Below are 6,140 nucleotides of genomic sequence, written 5' to 3' on the forward strand. Positions count from 1 at the left end.
GTCCCGCGCCCAGTCCCGGGCCTCGGTGAGCAGCCGGACCTCGCCCGCCGTCCAGTCGACGTGGGACGAGGGCTCATCGATGTGCAGGGTGCGGGGCAGCTGCCCGTGCTGGAGCGCGAGCACCATCTTGATGACACCGGCGACGCCGGCGGCGGCCTGGGTGTGCCCGATGTTCGACTTCACCGACCCGAGCCACAGGGGCCGCTCGGGGGCCCGGCCCTGCCCGTATGTGGCGATGAGCGCCTGCGCCTCGATCGGGTCACCCAGTGTCGTACCCGTACCGTGCGCCTCGACCACGTCCACGTCTGCGGCGGAGAGTCCCGCGCCGGTCAACGCCTGTCGGATCACGCGCTGTTGGGACGGACCGTTGGGTGCCGTCAGACCATTGCTCGCGCCGTCCTGGTTCACCGCGCTGCCCCGCACCACGGCCAGCACCCGGTGTCCGTTGCGACGCGCGTCCGACAGCCGCTCCACCAGCAGCATGCCCACACCCTCGGACCACCCGGTGCCGTCCGCGGCCTCCGCGAACGCCTTGCACCGCCCGTCCGAAGCGAGACCCCGCTGCCGCGAGAACTCCACGAACACGCCCGGCGTCGACATGACCGTCACACCACCGGCCAGGGCGAGGTCGCATTCCCCGTTCCGGAGTGCCTGCGCGGCGAGGTGCAGGGCGACGAGCGACGACGAGCACGCCGTGTCCACCGTGACGGCCGGGCCTTCGAGGCCGAGCGCGTAGGAGACACGGCCGGAGACCACGGAGGTGGAGTTGCCTGTCAGCAGGTGTCCGCGTACATCATCCGGGACGTCGGTGAGGCCGGCGCCGTACTCCTGGTTGCTGCACCCCACGAAGACACCGGCGCGACCGCCCCGCGCCGACTCGGGGTCGATACCGGCGTGTTCGAAAGCCTCCCAGGACGTCTCCAACAGCAGCCGCTGCTGCGGGTCCATCGCGACGGCCTCACGCGGCGAGATCCCGAAGAACGCCGGGTCGAAGTCTCCCGCGTCATGGACGAATCCGCCCTCGCGGACGTAACTGCCGTCCACCCGCTGGGAGTCGGGGTCGTAGAGCGCCTCGGCGTCCCAGCTACGGTCCGTGGGCCACGCGGAGATGGCGTCGCCGCCGTCGGCCAGGAGCTGCCAGTAGTCCTCGGGGGACCGGACACCTCCGGGGAACCGGCAGCTCATCCCGACGATCGCGATGGGTTCGTCCCCCCGGGTCTCCAGTTCCTGGAGTCGGCGACGCGTCTCGGCAAGGTCGGCGGTGACCCACTTGAGGTAGTCCCGGAGCTTGTCTTCATTCGCCATTGGAACGTGCCCCATACGTTTGTAGCGGTCGGAACGAATCAGCCTGTGACGGCGTGGGCGCTCAGGAGCGGCCGAGTTCCCGGTTGATGAAGTCGAAGATCTCGTCGTCCGAGGCCGCCTCGAGCTGCTGGGAGACGGCGGCCTTGGGATCACCCTCGGCTTGATCACCCAGCTCGGTCAGCATGCTGCGCAGGCGGGCCTTCGCGAGAGTCCTGGCGGCGTTCTCTGGGGAAAGCCTTGAAATCGTGGACGCCAGACGGTCCAGTTCGGCCGCGAGTGCGGTCTCTTCGTCGATCTCCTCGCCGCCGAACAACTCGTCGTCGAGGAAGGCCGCCAAGTGCCGGGGGGTGGGGTGGTCGAAGACGAGTGTGCTGGGCAGTTTCAGCCCGGTCTCGGCGGTGAGCCGGTTGCGCAGCTCGACCGCCGTCAGCGAGTCGACACCGAGTTCCCGGAACGCCTGACCGGATCCGACGACGGCGGTGTCACCATGTCCCAGGACCTCGGCCGCACGCCTGCGGACCACGTCGAGCAACGCCTGCCGCCGCTCGTCCGTCGACAGCCCACCGAGCTCGTGCCGCAGCCCGCCCACACCTTCGGCCTCCGATCGCTCAGGCGATCCGCCGACCGAGCTGGTGTCGAGGGCGGTGCGGGCTTCAGGGAGGTCGGCGAGCAGGGCACTGGCACGCACACTCGTGAACGCCGGAGCGAACTTGCTCCAGTCCACATCCGCGACGACAGTGACCGCGTCGCGGCCTTCAACCACCCGGCCGAGCGCCCGCACCGCGCGCTCCGGCTCCAACGCCGGCAGACCACGCCGCCGCAACGCCGCCACCGCCTCACCACCAGCGGCCATACCGCTACCGGCCCACGGCCCCCAGGCGACCGACGACCCTACAAGCCCGCGACCCCGACGAGACTCGACCAACCCGTCCAGGTACGCATTGGCCGCTGCATAACCACACTGACCACCACTGCCCCACACACCCGCAATGGAGGAAAACACCACAAACGCATCCAGCGCCCGCTCCCCCAGCAACGCATCCAGATGCACCGCACCCGACACCTTGCCCGACCACACAGCCGCCACATCAGCCGAACTCACTTGATCCAACGGCATATTCACGACCACACCCGCCGCATGCACCACCGCATCCACCGGATACTCCGCCAGCACCACCGCCAGCGCCTCACGATCGGTCACATCACACGCGACCAGCGACACCCGGGCGCCCAACGCGACCAGCTCGTCCCGCAGTTCCGCCGCACCATCAGCATCCAGACCACGACGGCCAAGCAGCACCAGGTGCTCGGCACCTTCAGCCGCAGCCCAACGAGCCACCCGGGCACCCAACGCACCCGTGCCACCCGTGATCAGCACCGTTCCCCGAGGACACCAACCAGCCCCCGCATCCACAGCACCCGCACCACGCACCAGTCGGCGCCCGAAGACACCCGACGCCCGCACCGCGACCTGATCCTCACCCGCGATCCCACCGCCCAGCACCGCAGCCAGACGGCCCACCGCGTGACGGTCAATCACGGCAGGCAGATCCACGAGACCACCCCAGCGACCAGGGGTCTCCAGCGCGGCCACCCGGCCCAGGCCCCAAACGGCCCGCTGCACCGCGTCGACGGAACCGTCCGAACGGCCCACCGACTCCGCACCACGCGTCAGCACCCACAACGGAGCCGACCCACCCGCGTCACCCAACGCCTGCACCAGCACCAGCGAACCCGACACCGCGCGCGGCACCCCATCCGCCGCCACATCCCGGGACAGCGTCAGCAGGGACACCACACCCACGAACGAACCCATGTCCCGGACCAACGCAGCGAGTTCCGCACGCTCCACACCGGGATCGCAGGCCAAGCGCTCCACCTCGGCGCCACGCGCCGTCAGGCCGTCGACGACTGCCTCGGCCCACGCGTCTTCGGTAAGAGTGGCGGGCTCAACCACGAGCCAACGCCCGGACAGAGCAGTCGAGTTGGGTACATCGGCCAGCGGCCGCCACTCGATCCGATAGCTCATGCCCGTCGCATGCGCCTGCTCGACACTCTGCCGCCGCCACGAAGACAGGGCCGGCAGAATCGTCCCGACAACCTCTTCCTCGATCTCCAACGCCCCGGCGAGCCCCGCCAGGTCCTCACGCTCCACGGCCGCCCAGAACCGGGCATCGATCTCACCGCCCTCACCGGCCGCCGCGCGCGGTTCAGCCGCCTTCGGCCAGAAGCGCTGATGCTGGAAGGCGTACGTCGGCAGCTCGGCCGTCGACGATACGTCCGCATCGAACATCGACGTCCAGTCGACGGCACCGCCGGACACGAACACACCCGCCAGTGCCGACAGAACCGACCGCGTCTCGGTCCGGTCCTTGCGCAGACTGGCCACGAAGACGGGAGCATCACCGTCTACCTGGCTCTCGCCGTCCAGGACCGACTGCGCCAAGGCGGTCAGTGTGCCGTCGGGGCCGACTTCGAGGAAGCGTCGGACGCCTTGGCTGTCCAAGTCGCGTACGGCATTGGCGTACCGGACCGTCCCGGCCACGTGCCGTACCCAGTAGTCCGGGGAGGTCAGCTCGTCGGCGGTCGCCGGCTGCCCAGTGACCGTGGAGACGATCGGCAGCTTCGGCTGTTCGTAAGCCAGGCTCTCGGCGACCTTCCGGAACTCGGCGAGCATGGGTTCCATCAGCGGGGAGTGGAAGGCATGGCTCACCCGCAGGACCGTGACCTTGCGGTCCTGGGCGCGGAAGTGCGCGACAACGCCCTCGACCGCATCCGCCTCGCCCGAAACGACCACGGACCGGGGGCCGTTGACCGCGGCTATCCCGGCACGTTCGTCGTCGAGAAGCGGGAGGACTTCCTCCTCCGTCGCCTGCACCGCGACCATCGCGCCACCGGCCGGCAGCGCCTGCATCAACCGACCACGCGCCACGACCAGTCGGCACGCGTCCGCCAGCGACCACACACCCGCCACATGCGCGGCGGCAATCTCACCGATGGAATGACCGGCCAGTACGTCCGGGCGCACACCCCACGACTCCAGCAGCCGGAACAACGCCACTTCCAGCGCGAACAAGGCAGGCTGCGCATACTCCGTACGGTTCAGCGCCTCGGCATCTGTACCGAACACCACCTCCCGCAAAGGCCGTTCAAGCTCCCGGTCGACATGCGCACACACCGCGTCGAAGGCATCCGCGAACACCGCATACGTCTCATACAACTCCCGCCCCATACCAAGACGCTGAGAGCCCTGACCGGCGAACAGAAAGGCCGTACGGCCCCCTTCACCCACGTCACCGCACACCGCACCGACGGCACCCTCACCAGCCGCCACCGCCTCCAGACCGGCCAGCAGCTCCACACGGTCCGCACCCCACACCACAGCCCGATGCTCGAACACCGACCGCGACCGCACCAACGACACACCTACCGCGACCGGGGAAAGCGCCTCGCGCTCGGCCACGAACGCCGCCAGCCGGCCGGCCTGCGCACGCAGAGCGGCCCGGCTACGAGCCGACACGACCCATGGCACCAGCGAGGACGCCGGTCCGTCGTCAACAACGACATCAGACGCGTCAACCGGTGGTGCTTCGAGGATGATGTGGGCGTTGGTACCCGACACACCGAACGCCGAGACACCCGCCCGGCGGGCACGCCCCACCTCGGGCCACGCCCGCTCCTCGGCCAGCAACTCCACCGCACCGGCCGACCAGTCCACCCGCGACGACGGCTCCTCGGCATGCAACGTCCGCGGCAGCACACCATGCCGCATCGCCAACACCATCTTGATCACACCAGCCACACCCGCAGCAGCCTGCGTATGCCCGATGTTCGACTTCACCGACCCCAACAACAGGGGCCGTTCACGATCCTGACCGTACGCGGCGATCAACGCCTGCGCCTCGATCGGGTCACCCAACGACGTACCCGTACCATGCGCCTCCACCGCGTCCACATCCGCCGGCGACAACCCCGCACCCGCCAACGCCGCACGGATCACCCGCTGCTGAGACGGACCATTCGGCGCCGTCAAACCATTCGACGCACCATCCTGGTTGACCGCACTACCCGCGACGACCGCCAGCACCCGATGCCCGAGACGCCGCGCATCCGACAGCCGCTCCACCACCACAACACCGACACCCTCACCCCACCCCGTACCATCCGCACCCTCCGCGAACGCCTTGCACCGCCCATCCGACGCAAGACCCCGCTGCCGCGAAAACTCCACAAACGCACCCGGCGTCGACATCACCGTCACACCACCGGCCAGAGCCAGATCACACTCACCCGCACGCAACGCCTGCGCCGCAAGATGCAGGGCGACGAGCGACGACGAACACGCCGTGTCCACCGTCACCGCCGGACCCTCAAGCCCCAGCACATACGACACCCGGCCCGACAGCACACTCGCCGCGTTGCCCGTGCCCACATACCCCTCGAAGTCCTCACCCGAGGCCAGCAGCAGACCCGCGTAATCCTGACCGTTCGTCCCCGCGAACACCCCGGTCCGACTGCCCCGCAGCCCACCCGGCGCCACACCGGCCCGCTCCAACGCCTCCCACGACGCCTCCAGCAACAACCGCTGCTGAGGATCCGTCGCCAACGCCTCCCGCGGACTCATCCCGAAGAAACCCGCATCGAAACGATCCGCCCCGTCAAGAAACGCACCGACGTCGACCAGCGTGGTTCCGGGGCGTTCGCCCTCCGGGTCGTAGAGGGCGTTCAGGTCCCAGCCACGGTCCGCCGGGAAGGCGGCGACCGTGTCTCCGCCCTCCGACAGCAGCCGCCACAGATCCTCAGGCGAACCCACTCCACCCGGGAAACGGCACGCC

At 69.3% G+C, this 6,140-nt stretch carries 2 protein-coding genes; both read right to left on the reverse strand.

The annotated features are described in order from the left end of the window. Nucleotides 1-1,305 (reverse strand): type I polyketide synthase (locus tag AOK08_RS31285; protein ID WP_198539452.1); only part of this gene is annotated, 1,305 nt, incomplete at its 3' end. Between the two features lie 61 nt (nt 1,306-1,366). Then, nucleotides 1,367-6,140, reverse strand: a 4,774-nt coding sequence (locus tag AOK08_RS48545; protein WP_157876872.1) for a type I polyketide synthase, incomplete at its 5' end; no start/stop codon positions are given.

This window comes from Streptomyces graminilatus (genome assembly GCF_001418565.1).
In the GTDB taxonomy this organism is placed as follows: domain Bacteria; phylum Actinomycetota; class Actinomycetes; order Streptomycetales; family Streptomycetaceae; genus Streptomyces; species Streptomyces graminilatus.